The following is a 21,351-nucleotide window of genomic DNA, read 5'->3' on the forward strand; positions in this document are numbered from 1 at the left end:
TTGCCATGACTCTCTCACTTTCCCTTGGCGAAGCCCGTCGCCTGGCCCTGGCAGCTCAGGGCTTCGGTCGTGTGCCGCGTGGCACCATCGCCCACAAGCAATTGCAGGCGCAGATCGAGCGTCTGGGCGTGCTGCAGATCGATTCGGTCAATGCTCTGGTGCGCTCGCATTACTTGCCGGCGTTCTCCCGCCTGGGCCATTACCAGGCGCAGCACCTTGATGAGCTGGCCTGGGGCCGTGCGCGGCGCCGACGCTTGTTCGAGTACTGGGGGCATGAAGCGTCTCTACTGCCGCTGGAACTCTACCCGCTGCTGCGCTGGCGCATGCGCCGAGCGGCGGACGGACAGGGCATCTATCCAGGCCTGGCGCGCTTCGGCGTGGAACGGCGCGATGTGATAGAAGCCGTGCTGCAGGCAGTGCGCGAGCGTGGCGCATTAGGCGCCGGCAGCCTCAGCACGCGCACGGAGAAGGCCGGGCCCTGGTGGGACTGGAGCGCGGAAAAGACGGCGCTGGAATGGCTGTTCGCTGCTGGCGAGGTGACGGTAGCGGGGCGGCGTGGCTTCGAGCGTTTGTACGACCTGCCGGAGCGGGTCATCCCGAACGAACTGCTGAACCACACCGACCTGGCCGAAGATGAAGCGCAGCGCCAACTCTTGTTGCGTTCGGCCGATGCCCTTGGCGTGGCCACCGAGAAGGATCTGCGCGACTACTACCGGCTCGAGGTCGGTGACAGCAAGCGGCGTATCGCCGAGCTGGTGGAAGCCGGCGAGCTATTGCCGGTAACGGTGCAAGGCTGGCGACAGACTGCCTACTGTCGTGGTGAGCCGCACATCCCACGGCGCGTGCGCCACAGCGCGTTACTGTCGCCCTTCGATTCTCTGATCTGGGAGCGCGAGCGTACCGAGCGGCTGTTCGGCTTCCGCTATCGCCTGGAGATCTACACCCCGCAGGCCAAGCGCGTGTATGGCTACTACGTGCTGCCATTTCTGCATCACGAACGCCTGCTGGCGCGAGTGGATCTGCGCAGCGAGCGCGCGGCCGGACGCCTGGCGGTGCATGCCGTGCATCTGGAAGAGGCGGTATTGAGTGAGGAGGCGCGCCAGGCGCTGAGCGATTCGCTGCAAGTGCTGGCGCATTGGCTGGGGCTGGATGAGGTGTGGTTGGCGCCGAGTGTTAGCCAGCGAGGGGTGTTCGGCTAGATGCCGTTATCCAGCAGGAATTGCAGTTCGTTGACGCGCTCGATATTCATCTTCATCGGGCAATAGTGATACATCGGTGAGCCGACACGGCGGCCCTGCAATTCACATTGGCCGTTGCGATAGATCAGCCAGGCCTTTTGCGCCGCTTCCAACTGCTGGGCATCTTCTTGCGCGCTTGCCTGGAACTTCAGGAAAAGCTGTTGATAGATGCGGTTCATCTCCTGCTTCGCCTTGTTCGATACGCCTTCCGCGCAGATTGCGACGACGGAGTTGTTGACCGTGCCATTGGCGTCCAGGCAGTCCTGGTATTGCTTGTCGTAATCGGCCCATGTGTTCAGCGGCAGGAGTGGCAGAGCGGCGATCAGATATTTGCTCAGCGTCGACATGACTGTCTCCCTGTGGGCTCAGGGGCCACGGCGCAGCCCCTGAGCCTTGCCCTTACTTGGCCGCCAGGCGATTGCGCATATTTTCGGCGCGCTCGGCGGAGCTTGGGTGCGAGTCGAACATGCTGCTCTCGCCGCCACTGAGTTTGGCCAGTTTCTCGAATGCACTGACTAGGCCTTCGCGGGGGATGTTGCGTTCGGTCAGCAGGTCGAAGGAGAAGTTGTCGGCCGCGCTTTCCTGGCTTTGCGAGAACTGCGCATTGACCAGTTGTTCGCCCAGTGCACCCAGTTGCGAGGATGACAGTGCGGCGACGGTGCCATTGCCCGAGGCAGCCGCGGCATTGCGTGCGGCAGAGGTGGCGTAGGCGGTCTGCATGGCCTTCTTGGTGTGGCCGAGGGCGACGTGGCCCATTTCGTGGCCCAGCACGCCTTCCACCTCGTTGTCGTTCATGGCGTCCATCAGGCCGCTGTAGACGCGCACGCAGCCGTTGGCCATGGCCCAGGCGTTGACCTCGTCATTGAGGTAGACCTTGTAGTTGACCGGCGTGCCATTGACCTGGTTGCCGAGGTTGGCGGCGATCTTGTTCAGGCGCTTGCCGTAGGAGGTGTCCGGGCCGGCGATGCTGTTGGAAGCATCCATTTGCGCGCAGGCCTTGTCGGACATGCTTTTGACTTCGGCATCGCTGAGGGTGGCGGCCTGCACTGCCATCATGCCCGATTGCAGCATGGCGTCGGGGGACATGTTTTGGCAGCCGCTCAGCAGTACGGCGCTGGAGAGGGCGAAAGCGGAGAGGGTGGTGCGCAGTTGCATGGGTCATCGTCCTTGTTGGAGGTGTTGGCCGCGAGTCCTTTCCGGCTGGTAGCGTCTTAGGCACCGGCTGGGGTGCTCGCGTAGGGGGTGGCATTATGCCGGATATCGCACGAAAGAAGTGCGAGGTGGTTCGCGCCCTGGCCGTTGGCCAGGGCGCGCTGAGTCAGCGGCGCACCTGTTTCAGCGTCTCGGCGATCATGAAGGCCAGTTCCAGGGACTGGTCGGCGTTCATGCGCGGGTCGCAGTGGGTGTGGTAGCGGTCGGACAGGCCGTCCTCGGTGATCGGTCGCGAGCCGCCGATGCACTCGGTGACGTTCTGCCCGGTCATCTCGATATGGATACCGCCGGCATATGTGCCTTCGGCCTGGTGCACGGCGAAGAACTGCCGCACCTCGGCGAGAATCTGCGCGAAGTCGCGGGTCTTGTAGCCGCTGCTGGCCTTGATGGTGTTGCCGTGCATGGGGTCGGAGCTCCACAGCACCTGGCGGCCTTCGCTCTGTACCTTGCGCAGCAGGCGCGGGAAGTGCGCTTCGACCTTGTCCGCGCCCATGCGCACGATCAGGTTGAGGCGACCCGGATCGTTGTCCGGGTTGAGCACGTCGATCAGACGGATCAGCTCGTCCGCATCCATGCTCGGGCCGACCTTGACGCCGATGGGGTTCTCGATGCCGCGCATGAACTCGACATGCGCACCATCGAGCTGGCGGGTGCGGTCACCGATCCACAGCATGTGTGCGGAACAGTCGTACCAGCGACCGCTGAGGCTGTCGCGACGGACGAAGGCTTGCTCGTAATTCAGCAGCAGTGCCTCGTGGGCGGTGAAGAAGCTGGTTTCGCGCAACTGTGGTGCGCTGTCCATGCCCACCGCGCGCATGAAGGCCAGGGTTTCGTCGATGCGGTCGGCGAGCTGGTGGTACTTCTCGGCCAGCGCCGAGTTGGCGATGAAGTCGAGGTTCCACTGATGCACCTGATGCAGGTCGGCGAAGCCGCCCTGGGCGAAGGCACGCAGCAGGTTGAGGCTGGCGGTGGCCTGATGATAGGCCTGCAGCAGGCGCTCGGGATCGGGCACGCGACTGGCGGCGTCGAAGCCGATGCCGTTGACGATATCGCCCCGGTAGGCGGGCAGGGTGACACCATCGAGGGTTTCGCTGCCGGACGAGCGCGGCTTGGCGAACTGGCCGGCCATGCGCCCGACCTTGACTACCGGGCAGCCGGCGGCGAAGGTCATGACGATGGCCATCTGCAGCAGCACCTTGAAGGTGTCGCGGATTTTCGCGGCGGAGAACTCGGCGAAGCTTTCGGCGCAGTCGCCGCCCTGGAGCAGGAAGGCGCGGCCCTGGGTGACTTCGGCGAACTGGCGGCGCAACTCGCGTGCTTCACCAGCGAACACCAGCGGCGGATAGCCGGCCAGGGTTCGTTCGACCTGTGCCAGGTGGGCAGCGTCGGGGTATTCGGGCTGTTGCTGGATGGGCTTGGCCCTCCAGCTTTCGGGGCTCCAGGCGTGCGACATGGTGCATCTCTAGCGGCTGATTGAGGCGCCGCGCATGGTAACCGATAAGGCGGCCGGCTCGCCGTGTAATTATCGCGTGACCATCGGCAGTGCTTGGCCGACAATCGCAGCGGTGACCCGGCCGCGTGGCTCAGGGACGACATTCAGGAGCAAGGACATGCCGGGATTGCCGCCGAGCGAAGAGATGCAGAAGCTGGACGAAGTCCTGCTGGCCGAAGTGCGCGATGCCTTCGGGGTGATCCGTGTGGTGCAGATCGGAGCCTATCGTTTCCTCGAATTCGGCGATGCCATCGAGCAGAGCTGCGTCTTTCCTGCCGACCCGACCTGGCTGGAGTACGACTACACCCGCGCCATGCTGCTCGGTGCCCTGGCTCATGAGAAGCCTGAGACCGCCCTGTTCCTCGGCCTGGGCGCGGGCAACCTGACTCAGGCCTGCCTGAAGTTCCTGCCTCTGGAAGATGTCGAGGCCATCGAGCTGCGCCCGGACGTGCCGCGCCTGGCCATGGAATTTCTCGGCCTCGACGACGACCCGCGACTGACCATCCGCATCGGCGACGCCATCGAGCTGTTGCCCAGCGCGGAAACCGCCGATCTGATCTTCCTCGACCTCTATACCGACCAGGGTCCGGGTGTTGGCCACCTGGCCTGGAATTTTCTCGAGCAGTGCCAGGCCAAGCTCAACCCCGGCGGTTGGCTGATCATCAACCAGTGGGCCGGCAACGACGGCAAGCCTCTGGGCGCGGCGCTGCTGCGTGGCCTGTTCCATCGCCATTACTGGGAGTGCCCGGTGAAGGAGGGCAACGTGGTGATGCTGATTCCCGCCGACCTGGATCAGGAGCTGGATCTGGGCCTGCTGCAACTGCGTGCTGGCGAGATGGCGCCCCGGCTGGGCTATTCGTTGCAGCCATTGATCGATCTGCTGCGCCCGGCCAGTTAACGCAGCGACAGCAGCTTGGCGTCGGAAAAACCTGTCCCTCAGGCTAAAAAATCCTGTATGATCCGCGCCCGGCCAAAACGGCCTCGTCACTACTGCGAAGCCCCGCTTCGTTGCTGGTTCGCTGCGGCGAACTACTCTTGACGTTTCATCCATCGTTTTCGCAAATGCCCGTCTATCGGCTGCCAGGGTGACCCACAAGGTCCTACATGGCACGTGCAGCCTTTGTTCCTGGGTCTTTGCGGATGCACAGAGGCAGACCCCATGACCCAGGAAATCGGCGGCTTCGCCGCACTCGGACTTCACCCCAATATTCTCGCCGCTCTGACCGCCGTCGGTTACGAAGAGCCGTCGCCGATCCAGTCGCAGGCCATTCCGGTGATCCTCGCCGGCCATGACATGATCGGCCAGGCCCAGACCGGCACCGGCAAGACCGCCGCCTTTGCCCTGCCGCTGCTGTCGAAGATCGACCCGGCCAAGCGTGAGCCGCAGGTACTGATCCTCGCCCCGACTCGCGAGCTGGCCCTGCAGGTTGCCACCGCCTTCGAGACTTACTCCAAGCAAATGCCGGGTGTCAGCGTGGTTGCCGTTTACGGCGGCGCGCCGATGGGGCCGCAACTCAAGGCCATTCGCCAGGGTGCACAGGTCATCGTCGCCACGCCGGGTCGCCTGGTCGATCACCTGCGTCGTGACGAAAAAGTGCTGTCCACCATCCAGCATCTGGTGCTCGATGAGGCTGATGAGATGCTCAAGCTGGGCTTCATGGACGATCTGGAGATCATCTTCGAGGCCATGCCGGAAAGCCGCCAGAGCGTGTTGTTCTCCGCCACCTTGCCGCATTCGATCCGTGCCATCGCCGAGAAGCACCTGCGCGAGCCGCAACACATCAAGATCGCCGCCAAGACCCAGACCGTCTCGCGCATCGAGCAGGCGCACCTGATGATCCACGCCGATCAGAAGATCAACGCCGTGCTGCGCCTGCTGGAAGTGGAAGAGTTCGACGCGCTGATCGCCTTCGTGCGCACCAAGCAGGCCACCCTGGATCTGGCCGCCGCGCTGGAAGCCAAGGGCTACAAGGCTGCCGCACTGAATGGCGACATCGCCCAGAACCAGCGCGAGCGCGTGATCGACTCGCTCAAGGATGGCCGCCTGGACATCGTCGTCGCCACTGACGTGGCTGCCCGTGGTATCGACGTGCCGCGCATCACCCATGTGTTCAACGTCGACATGCCCTACGACCCGGAATCCTACGTGCACCGTATCGGCCGTACCGGCCGTGCCGGCCGCGAAGGCCGTGCGCTGCTGCTGGTGACCCCGCGTGAGCGGCGCATGCTGCAGGTGATCGAGCGCGTTACCGGGCAGAAGGTCGGCGAGGCCAAGCTGCCCAACCCGCAGCAGGTGCTCGATGCACGCATCAAGAAGCTGACCAACAGCCTGGCGCCGCTGGTGGCCGAGGCCGAAGCCAGCCATGGCGATCTGCTCGACCGTCTGACCGCCGACATCGGCTGCAGCCCGCGTGCCTTGGCCGCTGCGCTGCTGAAGAAGGCCACCAACGGCCAAGCGCTCGATCTGGCTACCGTGGAGCGTGAGCAGCCGCTGGTGCCGGGTGTTGGCGGTGCGCCGCGTGAGCGTCGCGAGCGTGACGGTGAACGCGGTGGCGAGCGCGCTGAATACCGTGAGCGTCGTGCGCCGCTGCCGCTGGCCGAAGGTCGCGTGCGTTGCCGTACCGCCCTGGGCACTCGTGACGGCATCGCCGCGAAGAACCTGCTCGGCGCCATCCTCAACGAGGGCGGCCTGGCCCGCGAAGCCATCGGTCGCATCCAGATCCGTGAGACCTTCAGCCTGGTAGAGCTGCCGGAAGATGGCCTGGATCGCCTGCTCGGCAAGCTCAAGGACACTCGCGTCGCCGGCAAGGCCCTGAAGCTGCGCCGCTACCGCGAAGACTGAGGCATTACCCGGCGTAGCGCCGGGTCTGCTGCTTGCACAGAACGCCGCGCCCGGTTGACCGGGCGCGGCGTTTTTCATGGTGCGCCGTTTACTGCGTTTCGCCGAGGGTGGCCTCTTGGGCGAGGCGGTCGAACACCTCGGGTGTCAGCGCTGCTTCGCCAGCCTGGTCGAGCACTTCACGCGGTCGTTCGCTGCCGGGAATGCTGCTGTCGAGCAGGCTCAGGAGCTGCGCGCCGCGAGTGGTCAGGACGAAGTTCTCGCCGTTGCCGCCTTCACTTTCCGGGCGTGGTGCGATGAAGTCGCCTTTGAGCAGGCTGGCCTCGTAATGGGTTGCCTCCGCGCGGAAATGGTCGAGGTCGTCGACGCCTTTTCCGGCCTGGCTGAGCTCTTCGGCCAGCTCCTCGGCATAACGCCGTGGCGCGAAGGGCTGGCCGGCGGAGTTCTGTGCCTCGTGCAGCAGGCGTTCGATCAGATCCCAGTGAAAACTCATGTCGCTACCTCCGTATGCGCAGGGTCTATGGGTATCGACCCTGGCATTGCCGCAGAGGTTCGACCTGCTTGCAGTCTGACCTTGTTCAGCCGAAACGGTAGATATCCATGCCCAGCGCGCCGTGGGTGAAGCCGCTGTGCTCGATGGCGAAGGCACCACCAGCCGCACGGGCGAAGAACAGCGGCAGCAGATGCTCGTCGCTCGGATGGTTGCGCACCGCCTCCGGTGCCCGTTGCCGGTAGTCATGCAGTGCCTGCTCGTCGTTCGCAGCGAGCTGTTGCACCATCCATTGGCGAAACGCCTTGGCCCAGGGCGTGCCCTCGTCCGGCCCGGCGTGCCAGTCCAGCTCGCGCAGGTTGTGGGTGATGCTGCCGGAGCCGATCAACAGGATGTCGCGTTCGCGCAGGCTGGTCAGGGCCTGCCCGATGCGCGTCTGCAGCGCCGGGCCATGGCGGCTGGGCAGGGAGAGCTGGATCACTGGGATGTCGGCCGCCGGATACATCAGCGACAGCGGTACCCAGACACCGTGATCGAATGGGCGCTGTGGGTCGAGGGCGGCGCTGAGGCCGGCCACGCCGAGCAGCTCGGCCACTTCGCCAGCGAGCTCGGGAGCGCCTGGGGCCGGGTAACGCAGCGCGTACAAGGCGGGCGGGAAGCCGTAGAAGTCATGCCAGGTTTGCGGCTGGGCAGCGCCGGTGAGCAGCAGTTGCTCGCTCTCCCAATGCGCGGACACCACCAGGATGGCGCGCGGACGCGGCAATTCGGCGGCCAGGCGTGCCAGTGCCGTACCGCTGGCACCGGAATCCAGCGCCAGCATGGGGGAGCCGTGAGAGATGAAGAGCGCAGGTAACATGGAAACCTCCGTGACGAGGCTTCATTCTCGCCGAGCTATCTATCGATGAATAACGCATATTCTGCGCTATTCTTATCGGCTGTTTCGATGCTTTTGGTCGGCGCCTGCGGGCGTCGTCTGTTAGGGTTTCCCCGGCGAGGCGTCTGGGCGTTACCGTTGTGAATGTTCATCCATTTGAGAGGGAAAGATGCACGAAGCTTTCTGGCAGGAGCGCTGGGCGCGCGATCAGATTGGCTTTCACCAGGCCCAGGTCAATCCCTATCTGCAGCGCCATTGGCCCAACCTGGGCGTAAAGAGCAGCGCGAAAGTGCTGGTGCCGCTGTGCGGCAAGAGTCTCGACCTGGCCTGGTTGGCTGGGCAGGGGCATGCGGTGCTGGGGGTAGAGCTGGCGCAGAAGGCCGTTCGCGAATTCTTCGCCGAGCACGGTTTGCAGCCCCAGGTCGAGGTTCATGGCGCGTTCGAGCGTTACCGTGCCGCCGATATCGAACTCTGGTGCGGCGATTTCTTCGCCCTGAGTGCTGAGGATGTGCTCGACTGCCAGGCCTTTTATGATCGTGCCGCACTGATCGCCTTGCCGGCGGCCATGCGTGAACGCTATGCGGCGTATCTGCGAGCGATTCTGCCGGAGGGCTGCCAGGGCCTGCTGGTGACCCTGGACTACGAGCAGTCACGCATGGACGGCCCGCCGTTCTCGGTCAGCGATGCCGAGGTGCGTGAGCATTTCGCGGGGCGCTGGGTGGTCGACGAGTTGCAACGTGAGGATGTGTTGGCGGGCAACTGGAAGTTCATTCGCCATGATCTCAAGGCGTTGGATGAGGTGGCCTGCGGATTCCACGCCATCCGGCCACCCAGTCCGCTCTCATCTGGCCAGGCATTCCAGGGCCATCTGGCCACCTGTTCCACGGCCATCCGGCCGGGCAGTCGGAGCGCAGCGACGCAGGGGTGGCATTGTTAGTCTGGGTTGGCTGGCGTCGTCAATTTCTGCGTCCGTTTGCGCATTGATTCACCCTTCAGATTGATCCGATAAGCGTTGTGCACCAGGCGGTCGAGGATGGCATCGGCCAGGGTTGGATCGCCGATCAGTTCGTGCCAGTTGTCCACGGGCATTTGGCTGGTCACGAGGGTCGAGCGCTGGCCGTAGCGGTCGTCCAGTAGCTCCAGCATGTCGCGGCGCTGTTCGGCGGTGAACGGCGCCAGGCCCCAGTCGTCGAGGATCAGCAGGTCGGTCTTGGCGTAGCTGCTCATCAGCTTGGCGAAGCGCCCGTCGCCATGGGCCAAGCCCAACTCTTCCAGTAGGCGCGGCAGACGCAGGTAGCGCACGCTGTAGCCGTCCCGGCAGGCCTGGTGGGCCAGGGCGCAGGCCAGCCAGGTTTTGCCCACGCCGGTGGGGCCGCCGATGATCAGGTTGAGGCCGTCGCGTAGCCACTGGCCGCCGCTCAGTTGCAGGATCAGCGCCTTATCCAGCCCGCGCGGGCTGCGGTAGTCGATGTCTTCGAGGCAGGCGTTGTGCTTGAGCCGGGCCTGGCGCAGGCGGCTGCTCAGGCGCTTATCGTCGCGTTCAGTCAGCTCGCGGTCGACCAGCAGGCCGAGGCGTTCCTCGAAGCTCAGGCTGTCGATGTCCGGGGTTTTCAGTTGTTCGTTCAGCGCCTTGAGCATGCCGTGCAGGCGCAGGGTTTGCAGCTTGTCCAGGGTCGGATGGGGCAGCATGGTGAGTTTCCTTGGGTTCAGTGGTAGTAGCCGGGGCCGCGCAGGTTGGCGTGGTCGTCCGGCAGCAGCGGCAGGTTGGCTTGAGCCAGCGGCAGGCTTTCCAGGCCCTGGCACAGGATCGATTCGAGGCTCTTGTAGCTGCACGCGCCGAGGCTGAGGGCGCGTCGGCAGGCCAGCTCCAAGCGCACTTCGCCATGAGTCTTGCCCAGGCGCAGGATGCCCAGGCAGGCCCGGTAGCCCTGCTGCGGATGGATGCGCCGTTCGAGGATGTGCCGGATCACGCCGGCGGTGTTCGGCCCGGTCTGCTCGGCCCAGCGGATCAGCCGCTGCGGCGTCCACTCGGCATGCTCGCGATGGCTCTTGGGCATGTGCTCGGCCTGCGTGCTGTGCCTGCCCTTGTGCATTGAGCGCAGGTGGCTGGCCACTCGCTGGTTGGCGTGGAAACACTCGACGGTGCGCGCCGTCAGGCGCACCTCCAGCTGCTTCTTCACCAGTTGATACGGCACCGAGTAGTAATGCCCATCGACCTCGACGTGGTAGTCGATGTGCACCCGCGCCTTCTTCCACTCGGCGTAGACGTAGGGTTGCACCGGCAGGGGGCGCAGCGCCGGACGATCCAGGCTGTCGAAGGCCGTCTGGCGCGAGCCCGGCAGCTTCTTGAACGGGCGTTGGTTGAGCCGCTCCAGCAACACGGAGATGGCGCTGTTGAGTTCGTCCAAGGAGAAGAACTGACGGTTGCGCAGGGCCGCGAGGATCCAACGCTCGACCACCTGCACGCCGACTTCGGCCTTGGCCTTGTCGCGCGGTTTGCGTGCCCGCGCCGGCACCACCGCCACTCCGTAGTGCTCGGCCAGGTCGCGGTAGCTGGGGTTGATGTCCGGCTCGTAACGATGGGCCTTGCTTACCGCGCTGCGCAGGTTGTCCGGCACCACGATCTCCGGCACGCCGCCGAGGAAGGCAAAGCAGCGGGCATGGGAGCCTAGCCAGTCCGGCAGCTGCTGCGACCAGGTGGCTTCGGCGAAGGTGTAGCTGGACGCGCCGAGCACTGCGATGAACACCTGCGCCTGGCGGATCTCGCCGCTGTGGCGATCGATAACCGGCACCGTCTGGCCGGCATAGTCGACGAACAGCTTCTCGCCGACGCGGTGCTCCTGACGCATCACCACGTCCAACTTGCCCTGCCAGGCTCGGTAATGCTCACAGAACCAGCTGTACTGAAAGCCCTGCGGCTGGCTCAGGCGGTACTCCTGCCAGAGCAGCGCCAGGGTCACCCCGGGGCGGCGCAGTTCGGCATGCACCCATGCCCAATCGGGTAAAGGCCGCTTCTCGCTGGCAACCGCCGGGGCCGGCGGGAACAGTTGCTGCTCCAACTCGGCATCGGACAACGAACAGGGCCAACTGAGACCACTGGCGGCAAAACGATTGAGGTAGTCGCCGACGGTGACACGACCGACCTGCACGCTGACCGCAATCTGGCGAGCTGATAGTCCGACCTCGAACTTGAGACGTAGTACTTCGCGAATCTTACGCATGGATAAACGCTCCACGACGACCTCTCTGCTTCGAAAAAGAGGTCGATGGTAGTGAAGAAATCCTGCGTAGCTGCCTGCCCGGTTGAGTGGCCGGATGGCCGTGGAATCAGTGGCCGGATGCGCGTGGAATGGGTGGCCGGATCAGCGTGGAATCGGTGGTCAGATGTTCATGGAATGGGTGGCCAGATGACCGTGGAATCCGCAGTGGCCTACCATCTGGGGTGAAAAGGTTCTGTGAGATGCTCTCGCTAGATTGGCAATACGGTATTGGTTGATCTTGTGTCTGTTCCGAATTGCCGCGTTTTTGTTGATGTTTCTGGTTTCGCCCTCCCGGGCGAGTCACTTTTGACGGGCAAAAGTAACCAAAACCCTCCGCCCGGTCATCCGGCCCTGGCTGCGCCAGGGTTCGCTCACTCCATCGCCGCTCCAGAGGCCCGCCGCGGTGGGCCATCCCTGGCCCATCGCGGCTCTCGCGACATCCATGTCGCTCAACCTCTTCCACGACGATTCCGTTCGCCCTCCTGGGCGGGCTCTGCACGCGCCTGCACCCGAGGTAACCCAGAATTAGCGTGGAGTGGTTGAACATGGGTCAGCCTTAGGGCTGACCTGAATACCTGTTGGAAGCCGGCAAGCTATCCAGGCGAATGAAACTGCGCGAATGAAACTATTGGTTTAATTCGACAGCCACATCGTGGTTTCACTGCTACCAGAACACGCCGAGCATGCCTTGGAATTTTTGTTCGTTCAGGCGCGCAAATTCCCCCTTCAGGAGGCCGAACGCAGGCATTGCGCAGGGGGCGAGCGGCATGGATGCCGCGAGATACCGATGGCGGCCCCGCGTAATGGGCCAGGGACGGCCCATGTACGCCGACCCCGGAGCGGTGCCGGAGTGAGGGAAGTCGAGCGAAGCATGACGGGGACGCCTAGTTCCGGATGGCGGGGGTGCGTTTCTTTTGCTTACTTTTTCTTTGCGCAGCTCAAAGAAAAGTGAGTCGCCCGAGGGGGCGAAACCCGGAATATCTGAAAACACCCAAAGCGGCGTCCAAAACACCCAACGAACCAATACGAGCTAACACACAAACTTGCCAGTCCGGTATCAACCAAACATTCCCCAGAAATCCGAAGAACCATGAAAAAGGGCGACCCGAGGGTCGCCCTGTGCGTAGCGAGAGAGGTATCAGCCGCGGCGGCGCAGCGCCTCGATGCGGTCTTCCAGCGGCGGGTGGCTCATCAGCAGGCCGGCCAGGCCGTTCTTCAGGTTGCCGTTGATGCCGAAGGCAGCCAGGCTGTCGGGCATCTGCACCGGCACGCCCTGTTCAGCGCGCAGGCGCTGCAGGGCGGCGATCATCGCGCCAGTGCCGGCCAGGCGGGCGCCGGCCTCGTCAGCCTTGTACTCACGTTTGCGCGAGAACCACATGACGATGATGCTGGCCAGGATACCCAGCACCAGCTCGGCGAAGATGGTCGCGACGAAGTAGCCAATGCCATGGCCTTCCTCGTTCTTGAGGATGGCCTTGTCGACGAAGTTGCCGAAGATGCGCGCGAAGAACATCACGAAGGTGTTCACCACGCCCTGGATCAGCGCCAGAGTGACCATGTCGCCGTTGGCCACGTGGCCGATCTCGTGGGCCAGCACCGCACGTACTTCATCGGGCGAGAAGCGCTCCAGCAGGCCCTGACTTACGGCCACCAGGGCGTCGTTCTTGTTCCAGCCGGTGGCGAAGGCGTTGGACTCGTAGGCCGGGAAGATACCGACCTCCGGCATCTTGATGCCGGCTTCGCGCGACAGTTCTTCGACGGTCTGCAGCAGCCACTGTTCGTGGCGGGTGCGTGGCTGGGTGATGATCTGGGTGCCGGTGCTCATCTTCGCCATCCACTTGGAGAGGAACAGCGATACCAGCGAACCGGCGAAACCGAACACGGCGCAGAAGATCAGCAGGCTGCCATGGTTCTGGCCAGTGAAGCGGTCGACCCCCAGCAGTTTGAGGGTGATGCTGGCTATGATCAGCACCGCCAGGTTGGTGGCCAGGAACAACATAATGCGCATCATGGTGTGAACGGACTCCTCACGGGAAAAGACGTACGAGCGATGCGGGCTATATAAGGGCGCACCCCTTGGGCTTTCAACTGGCGACTATTTCAAACTATGTCGCTTGCCTTGCCCGCTTGGCTTTCGAACAACAGACGGGTGAGACGGGCGATTCGTTCCCCATGCTGTTGTGCCAGGGCTTCACGCAGTTGAAAGGCCAGGGTGGCATGCACCCGGCGCACGCTCGGCGGCAGTGCTTCGCCTTCACGCAGGGCGTGAGGAATGCCCCGTGACAGGCGCAGGAAGCCCTTTTCGCTGAGTACCGCCTGATCCAGTGCGTCATAGGCGATGGTCGACTCGTAGCGCAGGTAGCCTTCCTCGGCCAGCCACAGCAGGGCACCCAGGCAGGCCTGGTGGCGCTTGCTGGGCAGGCCGAATTCGTCAGGCTCCTCGCGGCCGATCAGGTCTTCCACGTACAGCGCCATCTTGCGCGGGAAGGCCTGATAGAGCATGAGCAGGCCGCTGGCCGCATCCTTGTAGAAGTCGTCGATCTGCAGATCCATGTCGGCTTACTGGCTGTAACCCTTGAGGAAGTTGCCGATACGGCCGATGGCCTGCTCCAGGTCGTCGACGCGGGGCAGGGTGACCACGCGGAAGTGATCCGGCCAGGGCCAGTTGAAGGCGGTGCCCTGGACGATCAGCAGTTTCTCCGACAGCAGCAGGTCGAGGACGAACTTCTCGTCGTTGTGGATCGGGCAGACCTTGGGGTCGATCTTCGGAAAGGCGTAGAGCGCGCCCATGGGTTTGACGCAACTGACCCCCGGAATGTCGTTGAGCAGTTCCCAGGCGCGGTTGCGCTGCTCCAGCAGGCGGCCGTTGGGCAGCACCAGGTCATTGATGCTCTGGTAGCCGCCGAGGGCGGTCTGGATCGCGTGCTGGCTCGGCACGTTGGCGCACAGGCGCATGTTGGCCAGGATGTCCAGGCCTTCGATATAGCTCTGCGCCTTGTGCTTGGGCCCGGAGATGGCCACCCAGCCGGAGCGGAAACCGGCCACGCGGTAGCTCTTGGACAGGCCGTTGAAGGTCAGGCAGAGCACGTCCGGGGCCAGCGAGGCGGTGCTGATGTGCACGGCTTCGTCGTAGAGGATCTTGTCGTAGATCTCGTCGGAGAAGATCACCAGGTTGTGCTGGCGCGCCAGTTCGACGATGTCCTGTAGCACTTCCTTCGAGTACACCGCACCGGTGGGGTTGTTCGGGTTGATCAGCACCAGCGCCTTGGTGTTCGGTGTGATCTTGGCGCGCATGTCGGCGATGTCGGGGAACCAGCCGGCCTGCTCGTCGCACAGGTAGTGCACCGGCTTGCCACCGGAGAGCGCCACGGCGGCGGTCCACAGCGGGTAGTCCGGGGCCGGGATCAGCACCTCGTCACCATTGTTGAGCAGCGCCTGCATGGCCATGACGATCAGCTCGGACACGCCGTTGCCCAGGTAGATGTCCTCGATGCCGACGCCTTCGACCTGCTTCTGCTGGTAGTACTGCATCACCGCCTTGCGCGCGCTGAACAGTCCCTTGGAGTCGCTGTAGCCCTGGGCGGTGGGCAGGTTGCGGATGACGTCCTGAAGGATTTCCTCGGGCGCCTCGAAACCGAACGGCGCCGGATTGCCGATATTCAGCTTGAGGATGCGGTGGCCTTCCTCTTCCAGACGCTTGGCGTGCTTGAGCACCGGCCCGCGAATGTCGTAGCAGACGTTGGCGAGCTTGTTCGATTTGCTGACCTGCATGTGAGAAATCCCGATCGATGGAGAGCCCGCTGAATCACGCTGCAAAAAGTATCGCCGGGGCGAGCCTTGGCAGCGTGCAGGACGGGTGACAGACTGCGCACGAATGATACGTTGCAGCCTGACCCTGGCAAAGGTTTCGGTCGGGCTTTTTTACGAGGAGGAAGCCGTCCGTGGACAAGCTCGATAAACCCCTGGATGCCTGGCGAGATGAGCTGTCGGATGAACAGTTCCACGTCTGCCGCCTGGGCGGCACGGAGCGCCCCTTCACCGGGCAGTACCACGACAGCAAGGTGCCGGGTGTCTATCACTGCGCCTGCTGCGGTGAAGCACTGTTCGATTCCGACGCCAAGTACGACTCCGGCAGCGGCTGGCCGAGCTATTTCCAGCCGGTCAGCGACGGGGTGATCCGCGAGCTGGATGATTTCAGCCACGGCATGCACCGTGTCGAGGTGAAATGCGCCAAGTGCGATGCCCACCTGGGCCATGTGTTTCCCGATGGGCCACGCCCGACCGGGCTGCGCTATTGCATCAACTCCGTCTCGCTCAAGTTGGTGCCGCGCGAGTAGGCAGGAAAAAGGGCTGCCGGGCGCGGCAGCCCTGGAAGGTGATGTTCAGCGTTTCTGTGGGCGACCTTGCAGGCTCTGCTCCAGCGACTGGCAGGCACGCTGGATCATCTCTTCGGTGATCGGTACTTCGCGGCCCTGCGCATCGATGATGAAGCCGCCCACCGGCGTCGGCAGCGGACGGTTGTTCGAGTGTTGCGGCTGATTGGCGGTGTTGTGCAAGCTCATGGCCTGTCTCCTCATCGGTTCTGCGCGCAGTCTAGTGGCGGCGGATGAACGTGCGGTGACAACGGCGTGGTACGGAAAACCGTCATCCCGCGACGCATAACAGGTACAAGCAGGCGGCATGCCAGCCTGCCAGCAATGAGGCATTCATGTCGCGTTTCCATATAGGTCTGATCATCAACCCACTCGCTGGCCTGGGCGGCCCCGCTGCGCTCAAGGGTAGCGATGGCATGGCCGAGCAGGCACTAGCGCTGGGCGTCGAGCCGAAAGCCGTCGAACGTACGCGTACAGCGTTGCAGCCCTTGCTGGCGCTGCAGGAGCGTGTCGAGTTCGTCAGCTATCCCGGCGCCATGGGCGGTGATCTGTTGGCGCAGATGGGTTTTTCCCATCGATTGCTGGGAGAAGTGGCGCAAGGCATTACCACGGCCGAGGATACGCGGCGTGCCGTTGTTCAACTGCAGGAGGCGGGTGTCGCGCTGATTCTGTTCGCCGGCGGCGACGGCACGGCGCGCGACGTCTGCGCCGCCGTGCGCGAAGGGCAGCCAGTGTTGGGCATTCCGGCTGGCGTGAAGATTCAGTCCGGCGTCTACGCCATCAGCCCGCGTGCGGCCGGGGAGCTGACCGTGCGGCTGGTCGAGGGCGGTCTGGTGCGTCTGGCCAGCGGCGAGGTGCGTGATATCGACGAGGCCGCCCTGCGCGACGGCCGGGTCACTGCGCGCTGGTATGGCGAGCTGTGCGTGCCGCAGGAAGGCGGCTACGTGCAGGCGGTCAAGCAGGGCGGCGTGGAGTCCGAGGAACTGGTTTTGGCCGATCTGGCAGCCTGGCTGGAGAGCGAATGGGAGCCCGGCGTGCGATATGTGTTCGGCCCCGGTTCGACCTTGCATGGCCTGGCGCAGAACCTGGGGCTGGACACCACTTTGCTCGGCGTCGATGTGATCGAAGATGGGCGGGTGATCGCCCGCGATGTCACCGAGGCCGAACTGTTCGCTCTGGTCGAGGGGCATCCGAGTTACCTGCTGGTCACTGCCATCGGCGGTCAGGGCCATATCATCGGTCGTGGCAATCAGCAGATCAGCCCGCGCGTGCTGCGTGTGGTCGGCCTGGAGCGCCTGCGGGTGGTCGCTACCAAGCGCAAGCTGGGCACGCTGGACGGGCGGCCGCTGCTGGTCGACAGCGGTGACGTGAGCCTGGATGACGCCTTCCCGGATGCGGTGAAGGTCTGGGCGGGTTACAAGGAAGAATTGCTCTATCCCCTCAGTCGATAGGAGGTCGCGATGCGGATAGTCGTTTTCATCACGCTCTGGCTGCTGGCATTCGCTGCGCACGCCATCGAGGCGGACAAGCTGGTGCTGGATGCGCGCAAGCAGGTCGGCGTGACCTTGGGCTATGACCCGGCCTACCGCCAGTTGAACTATCCGGGCGGCGACGTGCCCCTGGCCACCGGCGTGTGCACCGACGTGGTGATCCGCGCGCTGCGCCAGCAGGGGCTGGACCTGCAGGAGGCAGTGCATCGCGACATGCGCGGCAATTTTGCCGTCTACCCGAGAAACTGGGGCCTGAGCCGGCCGGACAGCAATATCGACCACCGTCGCGTGCCCAACTTGATGACCTGGTTCAAGCGTCAGGGCTGGTCGCTGCCGGTCAGTCAGGATCCTGCGGCTTACCAGGCTGGCGATATCGTCACCTGGGATCTGGGGCGCGGCCTGACTCATATCGGCATCGTCAGCGATCGTCAGGCGTCAAATGGTGCGCCGCTGATCCTGCATAACATCGGCCGCGGCACGCAGGAGGAAGACATCCTCTTCACCTACCGCATCACTGGCCAATACCGCCCGCAGGCGCAACAGGCGAGTGCCCTACGATGACGGAGCCATCGCTACCACCCGGCCTGTCGGCAGGCGAGCGCGTCGTGCTGTTCGACGGCGTCTGCAAGCTGTGCAATCGCTGGGCGAAGTTCCTTATCCGCCACGACCCTGCGCGGCAGTTTCGCCTGGCGTCCGTGCAGTCCGCCCAAGGGCAGGCGTTGCTGGCCTGGTACGGTTTACCGACCGATCACTTCGACACCATGGCGTTGATCGACGAGCAGGGCCTGCATCTGCGCTCGACCGCGTTGCTGCGCATTCTTGCCCGCTTGCCCCAGCCTTGGCGGGTGTTGGCCTGGCTGCGTCTGGTTCCGCGCTCGCTGCGCGACTGGTGCTATGAGCGTATTGCCCTGAACCGCTACCGCATGTTCGGCCGCCATGAGGTCTGCCTGCTGCCCAGCGCCGACCACGCCGAGCGCTTTCTGCATGACTGAGCAGCGCCTGGTACGGATTGCCTGGCTCGCTCGCCTGGCGCTGGCAGCGGTATTCCTCTGGCATGGCCTGGTGCCGAAGATCCTCTGGCTCAGCCCTGACGAAGTGGCGATGATTGGCGCCCATGGCTTGCCGGATCATCCCTGGTTCGCGCCAGGGCTGATCGCCGCTGTCGGGGGCACTGCCGAGATCCTGCTGGGTATCGCCCTGCTGACGGTACGCCGCCAGCGCTGGCCGTTGCTGGTCGCGGGCTTGATATTGCTGGTGCTGCTGCTTGATGTCGCGCTATTGAGTCCCCATCTGTTGCTTCAGGCGTTCAATCCGCTTTCCACCAACCTGGCTGCCCTGGCGCTGTGCGCCGTGGCCTGGCTGGCGGAAGCCCCCTCGACTGCTGACTCCTGAGACCTGCCATGACATCGATGCTTTCTTCCCGCCAGCGCGGCGCCATACGCCTGGCCTGGCGTTTCATCGCGCCCTATCGCGGGCGGGTGCTGGGCGCACTGCTGGCGCTGATGTTCACGGCGGCCATTACTCTGTCCATGGGCCAGGGCATCAAGTTGCTGGTGGATCAGGGCCTGGCCACGCAGTCGCCTGCGGCGCTGCGCCACTCCCTGGGGCTGTTCTTCGTGCTGGTGCTGGCACTGGCCGCGGGCACCTACATGCGCTTCTACCTGGTGTCCTGGATCGGCGAGCGGGTGGTGGCCGATATCCGCCGGCGCGTGTTCGATCATTTGATCGAGCTGCATCCAGGCTTCTACGAAAGCAACCGCAGTTCGGAAATCCAGTCGCGGCTGACCGCCGACACCACCTTGCTGCAGTCGGTGATCGGTTCGTCGCTGTCAATGGCGCTGCGCAACCTGATCATGCTCATCGGCGGCAGCGTGCTGCTGGTGGTCACCAATCCCAAGCTCAGCGGCATCGTGCTGCTGGCCTTGCCGCTGGTGGTGGCGCCAATCCTGCTGTTCGGCCGCCGTGTGCGCGCGCTGTCGCGGCAGAGCCAGGATCGCGTGGCCGATGTCGGCAGCTATGTCGGCGAGGTGCTCGGGCAGATCAAGACGGTGCAGGCCTACAACCACCAGGACGAGGACAAGCGTCGTTTCGCCACGTCCGTCGAGGCGGCGTTCGAGGTGGCGCGCAAGCGCATCGCCCAGCGCTCCTGGCTGATCACCGTGGTCATCGTGCTGGTGCTCGGGGCGGTGGGGGTGATGCTCTGGGTCGGTGGCATGGATGTGATCGCCGGGCGCATTTCCGGTGGCGAACTGGCGGCCTTCGTCTTCTACGCCCTGATCGTCGGCTCGTCGTTCGGCACCCTCAGTGAGGTGATTGGCGAGCTGCAGCGCGCCGCAGGCGCCGCCGAGCGCATCGCCGAGCTGTTGCGTGCCGGCAATGCCATAGTCGCGCCGCAGCAGCCGCAACCGCTGCCGCAGCCGGTGCAGGGACGCATCGAGTTGCAGGGTGTGCGCTTCGCCTATCCGTCGCGCTCGGACAGCTACGCCATCGATGGCATCGACCTGCAGGTGGCGGCGGGGGAAACCCTGGCGCTGGTGGGGCCGTCCGGGGCTGGCAAGTCGACACTGTTCGACCTGCTGCTGCGCTTTTTCGACCCGCAGGCCGGGCGCATTCTGGTGGACGGCGTGGCCATCGATCAGCTCGATCCCGATGCGCTGCGTAGCTGCTTCGCCCTGGTGTCGCAGAATCCGGCGCTGTTCTTCGGTTCGGTCGAGGACAATATCCGCTATGGCCGCCTCGATGCCAGCCAGGCGGAGGTGGAGGCCGCTGCTAGAGCGGCACACGCCCATGAGTTCATCCAGCGCCTGCCGCAGGGCTATCAGACCCACCTGGGCGAGGCTGGCCTGGGGCTTTCCGGTGGGCAGCGTCAACGCCTGGCAATTGCCCGCGCGTTGCTCGCCGATGCGCCGATCCTGCTGCTCGACGAAGCCACCAGTGCGCTGGATGCCGAGAGCGAGCACCTGATCCAGCAGGCACTGCCGTCGCTGATGGCCGGGCGCACCACGCTGGTGATCGCCCACCGTCTGGCCACGATCAAGCAGGCGGATCGTATCGCGGTGATCGAACAGGGACGTCTGGCGGCCATTGGCACTCATGCCGAGCTGATCGAGAGCAGCCCGCTGTATGCGCGCCTGGCCGAGCTGCAGTTCGGCCAGAATGCCTGATCAGCGCTGGGGGCGGATGGTGGCGGCGGCGCCGGCCGAGGCGAGGATGATGGCGCCGACGGCCAGCCACTGACCCCAGAGCAGCTTCTCGCCGAGAAACGCCAGGCCGCAGAGGGCGGCGATGGCGGGCTCCATACTCATCAGGACGCTGAAGGTGCGCGCTGGCAGGCGGGTCAATGCGACCATTTCCAGGCTATAGGGTAGGGCAGAGGAAAGCACCGCCACGCCCAGGGCGATGGGCAGCAGATCGACGTTGAGCAGGTCGCTGCCGGCACGCCAGGCGCCGATGGGCAGCACCAGCAGCACCGCGACCCAGGTGCCCAGGGCGACGGTATGCCGGCCATGTTGGGCGCCGGCTTTCTGCCCAAAGACGATGTACAGCGACCAGCACGCACCGGCGGCCAGGGCCAGCGCTGCGCCCAGCGGGTCGATGGCGCTCTGCGTGGCGCCGGTCGGCAGCAGCATCCACAGGCCGACGATGGCCAGGATCACCCAGACGAAATCCAGCGGGCGACGTGAGGAAAACAGCGCCAGGGCCAGTGGCCCGGTGAATTCCAGGGCCACGGCGATGCCCAGTGGAATGCGCTGCAGCGACATGTAGAACAGCAGGTTCATGCCGCCCAGCGCCAGGCCATAGGCGAGCAGGGCCTGGCATTTGCGCAGATCCAGCTTGGCCCGCCAGGGCTGCATCACCAGTGACAGGATGATCGCGCCGAGCACCAGGCGCAGGGTCGTGGTGCCTTCGGCGCCCACCAGGGGGAACAGATGCTTGGCCAGGGAGGCGCCGCTCTGGATCGAGACCATGGCCACCACCAGCAGGGCGATAGGGGCGAAGAGGGCGGTGCGGGGCATGGAGGCTGTCCTTGGCGGGTCAATGGGTGTCAGAAGTAGGGTGCGCCGCGCGCACCGAAACTGTAAT

The 21,351-nt window shown here is 64.5% G+C and carries 21 protein-coding genes and 1 pseudogene; 10 read left to right on the top strand and 12 right to left on the bottom strand.

Features of this window, described 5'->3' with window-relative positions:
• Positions 1–5: 5 nt before the first annotated feature.
• The gene (locus PVE35_RS10310; protein ID WP_277374582.1) at positions 6–1,199 is read left to right on the top strand and encodes a crosslink repair DNA glycosylase YcaQ family protein; all 1,194 of its coding nucleotides are present in this window, start codon (positions 6–8) and stop codon (positions 1,197–1,199) included.
• Here PVE35_RS10310 and PVE35_RS10315 read toward each other — a convergent pair.
• The 3 genes from PVE35_RS10315 to PVE35_RS10325 all read right to left on the bottom strand — a co-directional run bounded on the left by PVE35_RS10315 (position 1,196) and on the right by PVE35_RS10325 (position 3,903).
• On the bottom strand, positions 1,196–1,585 hold the full coding sequence (locus PVE35_RS10315) for a lysozyme inhibitor LprI family protein (RefSeq protein WP_268177756.1): 390 nt from the start codon (positions 1,583–1,585) through the stop codon (positions 1,196–1,198). The genes PVE35_RS10310 and PVE35_RS10315 overlap by 4 nt on opposite strands.
• Before the next feature lie 52 nt (positions 1,586–1,637).
• A complete protein-coding gene (locus PVE35_RS10320) occupies positions 1,638–2,393 on the bottom strand; it encodes a M48 family metallopeptidase (protein WP_268177755.1) in 756 nt (251 codons plus the stop codon).
• Positions 2,394–2,556: 163 nt separating this feature from the next.
• Positions 2,557–3,903: a 3-deoxy-7-phosphoheptulonate synthase class II gene (locus PVE35_RS10325; RefSeq protein WP_268177754.1), complete on the bottom strand. Its 1,347-nt coding sequence runs from the start codon at positions 3,901–3,903 to the stop codon at positions 2,557–2,559.
• A 157-nt stretch (positions 3,904–4,060) separates the two neighbouring features.
• Here PVE35_RS10325 and PVE35_RS10330 point away from each other — a divergent pair, with 157 nt between their 5' ends.
• Positions 4,061–4,840, top strand: coding sequence for a spermidine synthase (locus PVE35_RS10330; RefSeq protein WP_277374583.1), 780 nt, complete (start codon positions 4,061–4,063; stop codon positions 4,838–4,840).
• Between the two features lie 228 nt (positions 4,841–5,068).
• Complete coding sequence (locus tag PVE35_RS10335; RefSeq protein WP_277374873.1) at positions 5,069–6,784, top strand: DEAD/DEAH box helicase; 1,716 nt, start codon at positions 5,069–5,071, stop codon at positions 6,782–6,784.
• A gap of 88 nt (positions 6,785–6,872) precedes the next feature.
• Here PVE35_RS10335 and PVE35_RS10340 read toward each other — a convergent pair whose 3' ends face one another.
• Entirely contained in the window at positions 6,873–7,274 is a 402-nt protein-coding gene (locus tag PVE35_RS10340) for a transcriptional regulator (protein WP_268177752.1), read from the bottom strand.
• A gap of 85 nt (positions 7,275–7,359) precedes the next feature.
• Positions 7,360–8,127, bottom strand: coding sequence for a class III extradiol ring-cleavage dioxygenase (locus PVE35_RS10345; RefSeq protein WP_268177751.1), 768 nt, complete (start codon positions 8,125–8,127; stop codon positions 7,360–7,362).
• A gap of 187 nt (positions 8,128–8,314) precedes the next feature.
• On the opposite strand from PVE35_RS10345, the pseudogene PVE35_RS10350 reads away from it, so the two are divergent.
• Positions 8,315–8,944, top strand: a pseudogene (locus tag PVE35_RS10350) (thiopurine S-methyltransferase); the annotation flags it as partial.
• Positions 8,945–9,078: 134 nt separating this feature from the next.
• On the opposite strand, the gene istB reads toward PVE35_RS10350, so the two are convergent.
• The 5 genes from istB to PVE35_RS10375 all read right to left on the bottom strand — a co-directional run bounded on the left by istB (position 9,079) and on the right by PVE35_RS10375 (position 15,176).
• A complete protein-coding gene (istB, locus tag PVE35_RS10355) occupies positions 9,079–9,834 on the bottom strand; it encodes an IS21-like element ISPpu7 family helper ATPase IstB (protein WP_230927319.1) in 756 nt (251 codons plus the stop codon).
• A gap of 17 nt (positions 9,835–9,851) precedes the next feature.
• Positions 9,852–11,366 (bottom strand): IS21-like element IS1491 family transposase, encoded by a 1,515-nt coding sequence (gene istA, locus PVE35_RS10360; RefSeq protein ID WP_128651466.1) that lies wholly within the window; start codon positions 11,364–11,366, stop codon positions 9,852–9,854.
• Positions 11,367–12,543: 1,177 nt separating this feature from the next.
• Complete coding sequence (gene htpX, locus PVE35_RS10365) at positions 12,544–13,416, bottom strand: protease HtpX (protein WP_268177748.1); 873 nt, start codon at positions 13,414–13,416, stop codon at positions 12,544–12,546.
• An 89-nt stretch (positions 13,417–13,505) separates the two neighbouring features.
• Entirely contained in the window at positions 13,506–13,958 is a 453-nt protein-coding gene (locus tag PVE35_RS10370) for a hypothetical protein (RefSeq protein ID WP_268177747.1), read from the bottom strand.
• Between the two features lie 6 nt (positions 13,959–13,964).
• Positions 13,965–15,176: a pyridoxal phosphate-dependent aminotransferase gene (locus tag PVE35_RS10375; protein WP_268177746.1), complete on the bottom strand. Its 1,212-nt coding sequence runs from the start codon at positions 15,174–15,176 to the stop codon at positions 13,965–13,967.
• 170 nt (positions 15,177–15,346) lie between these two features.
• Between PVE35_RS10375 and msrB the strand changes: the two genes are divergently transcribed.
• A complete protein-coding gene (msrB, locus tag PVE35_RS10380; protein ID WP_268177745.1) occupies positions 15,347–15,742 on the top strand; it encodes a peptide-methionine (R)-S-oxide reductase MsrB in 396 nt (131 codons plus the stop codon).
• A 45-nt stretch (positions 15,743–15,787) separates the two neighbouring features.
• Here msrB and PVE35_RS10385 read toward each other — a convergent pair whose 3' ends face one another.
• Positions 15,788–15,967: a PA1571 family protein gene (locus tag PVE35_RS10385; protein WP_268177744.1), complete on the bottom strand. Its 180-nt coding sequence runs from the start codon at positions 15,965–15,967 to the stop codon at positions 15,788–15,790.
• Positions 15,968–16,113: 146 nt separating this feature from the next.
• Between PVE35_RS10385 and PVE35_RS10390 the strand changes: the two genes are divergently transcribed.
• The 5 genes from PVE35_RS10390 to PVE35_RS10410 are packed head-to-tail and all read left to right on the top strand — an operon-like array spanning position 16,114 to position 20,432.
• The gene (locus PVE35_RS10390) at positions 16,114–17,229 is read left to right on the top strand and encodes an ATP-NAD kinase family protein (RefSeq protein ID WP_277374584.1); all 1,116 of its coding nucleotides are present in this window, start codon (positions 16,114–16,116) and stop codon (positions 17,227–17,229) included.
• 9 nt (positions 17,230–17,238) lie between these two features.
• Entirely contained in the window at positions 17,239–17,829 is a 591-nt protein-coding gene (locus PVE35_RS10395) for a DUF1287 domain-containing protein (protein WP_277374585.1), read from the top strand.
• Entirely contained in the window at positions 17,826–18,260 is a 435-nt protein-coding gene (locus PVE35_RS10400) for a thiol-disulfide oxidoreductase DCC family protein (RefSeq protein WP_277374586.1), read from the top strand. The genes PVE35_RS10395 and PVE35_RS10400 overlap by 4 nt, the downstream gene beginning before the upstream one ends.
• A complete protein-coding gene (locus PVE35_RS10405) occupies positions 18,253–18,660 on the top strand; it encodes a DoxX-like family protein (protein ID WP_268177741.1) in 408 nt (135 codons plus the stop codon). The genes PVE35_RS10400 and PVE35_RS10405 overlap by 8 nt, the downstream gene beginning before the upstream one ends.
• 8 nt (positions 18,661–18,668) lie before the next feature.
• Positions 18,669–20,432 carry an ABC transporter transmembrane domain-containing protein gene (locus PVE35_RS10410; protein WP_277374587.1) on the top strand — a complete coding sequence of 588 codons (1,764 nt, stop codon included), beginning with the start codon at positions 18,669–18,671 and terminating at the stop codon, positions 20,430–20,432.
• Here PVE35_RS10410 and rhtA read toward each other — a convergent pair whose 3' ends face one another.
• A complete protein-coding gene (gene rhtA, locus PVE35_RS10415; protein ID WP_277374588.1) occupies positions 20,433–21,284 on the bottom strand; it encodes a threonine/homoserine exporter RhtA in 852 nt (283 codons plus the stop codon).
• Positions 21,285–21,351: the final 67 nt, after the last annotated feature.

The organism is Pseudomonas sp. AA-38, from assembly GCF_029457475.1.
GTDB lineage: Bacteria > Pseudomonadota > Gammaproteobacteria > Pseudomonadales > Pseudomonadaceae > Aquipseudomonas.